The sequence below is a fragment of the Ruegeria sp. AU67 genome (assembly GCF_900312795.1).
GTDB lineage: Bacteria > Pseudomonadota > Alphaproteobacteria > Rhodobacterales > Rhodobacteraceae > Ruegeria > Ruegeria atlantica.
Map to the genome: position 1 here is coordinate 1 of NZ_OMPH01000044.1, position 2,117 is coordinate 2,117.

The 2,117-nt window shown below is 50.8% G+C and carries 1 protein-coding gene and 3 pseudogenes; all 4 read right to left on the reverse strand.

Features of this window, described 5'->3' with window-relative positions; all coding sequences use genetic code 11:
• Positions 1-29: 29 nt before the first annotated feature.
• Positions 30-182 (reverse strand): annotated as a pseudogene (locus DK510_RS23430) (IS6 family transposase); the annotation flags it as partial.
• A gap of 358 nt (positions 183-540) precedes the next feature.
• Positions 541-1,113 (reverse strand): YSC84-related protein, encoded by a 573-nt coding sequence (locus DK510_RS22675; protein ID WP_160116601.1) that lies wholly within the window; start codon positions 1,111-1,113, stop codon positions 541-543.
• Positions 1,114-1,335: 222 nt separating this feature from the next.
• Positions 1,336-1,485: pseudogene (locus DK510_RS22680) on the reverse strand (IS6 family transposase); the annotation flags it as partial.
• Positions 1,486-1,992: 507 nt separating this feature from the next.
• Positions 1,993-2,117: pseudogene (locus tag DK510_RS23435) on the reverse strand (IS6 family transposase); the annotation flags it as partial.

The window sequence follows — 2,117 nt, forward strand, 5'->3', positions numbered from 1 at the left end:
AACATCGGGCCAAATCTGTTCCATCAATAACGCACAGTTTCGTGGCTGATCTCGATGCCGCGCTCGTGCAAAAGATCTTCAACATTGCGAAGCGAAAGCGGAAACCGAACATACATCATGACGGCCAGACGGATGATCTCGGGGCTCGTCTTGAAGTAGCGAAAAGGGCTGCGTCTTGTCATCCTGCGACGCTAAGTGCTCGCCCTGCCCGCCTCAATAAGTTTCTTCTGACAGCGCCGACCAGTGAGCATGAGGAATTGGCGTTTGATGAGTTCTCCCATGTGGAATTCTACTACAAGCCCGAGGCCGTGAAGGCATCAACCGACGCTGTTGCTAAGTTCTTCAATAGATGAAGTGATGAGGCAGAGGTCATACAATGGTCTCTGCCTCCTTGTCGACGAGCGTAAGTTAGCCCGAGGTTCAGCAATGGCCGCTACGGGCTCGAAGCGGAACTTCTCGGACCCACTTTCACCGAAGATGCTTCGCGGAACATCCAGTTAAGAATACTTCCGCGAAACTTCTTTTCTGGAAAACAACCTACTATTCGATTTCCAGTTTTTTGAAACGCGACCCCTTCCAACTCACATCAGCCATTAAACCCTTCTGACCAAAAATGAAGGATACGATATCGCTTTTAAGGTTGGTGGTGTCCAAATCACCGCCAGCACCAATTTTGGCCACGGCCACCGATGCATCCACGCCCAATTCCCACTCGCGGTCATTGCTGGTGAACTTTGCCAGCGCTTCGTTTGTGTTCAATGCCAAGATCATCGAATGGGATTGAATTCCTGCGATGAAACCACCTTTGACGCCGAAGGTGTTGTAATAAAGCTTTTCATCAGCGCCAGATACCAGCACGCATCGACCTCCTTCGGCGCCAAAGCCAAGGCCAGCTTTCGTGATGTTTGGACACACCAAAACGCCCTTAGCGCTCGCCAGTACTTCGTCAGCGCCTTTTGTATCGGCCTTGAATTGAGCTAATGTGGCTTCCGCTTCCGTGTCTAGTTTCGCAGCATCTTCAGCAGTAAATTTTGCGGTCGCAGTACTCGCAAAAACAAAAATGAACGCTAGGCTTGAGACGACGATTGCAAGGCGGTTTTTTAAAGTAGGCATTTTCCATTCCTCAAAAATCATGAATCGAGTAGTCGGGCTGCTTTTGCAAACAGCACAGGCAATTGACTACCAGATCGTCAAGGATTCACATAATCAGATAAAAATATTGAAATATATTGATTGCAGTGTTGAGCTGCCAATCCGCTTTCACAGGTGTCCCTTTTTTCTGCTCTCAAGCCTTCCCGGTGAATGTGAGCTGCGGTTTCAAATACCAACGTTTCACACAGTTTCGTGGCTGATCTCGATGCCGCGCTCGTGCAAAAGATCTTCAACATTGCGAAGCGAAAGCGGAAACCGAACATACATCATGACGGCCAGACGGATGATCTCGGGGCTCGTCTTGAAGTAGCGAAAAGGGCTGCGTTTTGTCATCCTGCGACGCTAAGTGCTCGCCCTGCCCGCCTCAAGACAAGTTCTTCTGACAAGACCCTCCCAATCGCCGCCGGTCAATCGAAGGGATGGCCGAGGTGTCAGGGAACTAAGTGGGATTCAGGGGCACCCGTTTTGGTGGGATTCCAGCAAGATGCCCTATTGCGACACACATCAAAGTGTATTCCGCCTACAGAATTGAGTAGGCTCAGGGAATGTCTGCAATGCGGGCTGCGACAGCAGCAATCAAGCACCGTTTTCAAGATCCGCGAAGGGCCGACCCATCGGCCCCCAATGATCAGTTTCTGCTTTTTGGCGTTCTTGATGCAACGTGCAGCATTGGTCGCTAAGGGCTCGAAGCAGTCATTCGCTGCGCGGTACGTCAGTGACCGGAGTGCGGGACAAAGCTGCCTTTCGTGTCGATGTTATCAATCACAGCAAACAGACCCATTCCGGAGGTGCTGTCAGACCAATTCGAAGCAGTCTCTGTTTACCCCTAAATGCCGGCACTTATGCTGAACAAAGTTGGCGCCACTCGGAGAGAGCAGCGGCGCGGTTGAGCTTGAAATTGTCTCTGCTGTAGAGGGCGCGTTCCTGATTGAAATGGTTGTGGACGGAAGAATGAACTGCGGTAA